This window comes from Cedecea sp. B1(4), from assembly GCF_059414925.1.
Genome location: NZ_JCAHMZ010000400.1, coordinates 1 through 275, shown reverse-complemented (window position 1 = coordinate 275; position 275 = coordinate 1). Strand labels below are relative to the sequence as shown.

Annotated in this window: 1 protein-coding gene; it reads right to left on the bottom strand. The window is 61.5% G+C overall.

The genetic code is table 11. The annotated features are described in order from the left end of the window. Positions 1-275, bottom strand: a 275-nt coding sequence (locus ACR6JA_RS23465) for a type IV secretory system conjugative DNA transfer family protein (RefSeq protein ID WP_494599967.1), incomplete at both ends; no start/stop codon positions are given.

Sequence of the window (275 nt, the reverse complement as noted above, 5' to 3'; positions counted from 1 at the left end):
GTGGCGAAAGTCACCCGGACATGGCAGTTGTCGAGGATGGAATGGTTCTGCCCATACGCCTTGTCGATCTGGTTCAGGCTTTGAGCGATGAGAAAGCTGCGGATGCCGTAGCCGGCCATGAAGGCAAGCGCGGACTCGAAAAAATCGAGGCGACCCAGCGCCGGAAACTCGTCCAGCATCAGCAGCAGCTTGTGCCGGCGCGCGATGCCATCGCTGCCGTCGAGCGATTCGGTCAGCCGCCGCCCGATCTGGTTCAAGATGAGCCGGATCTGCGG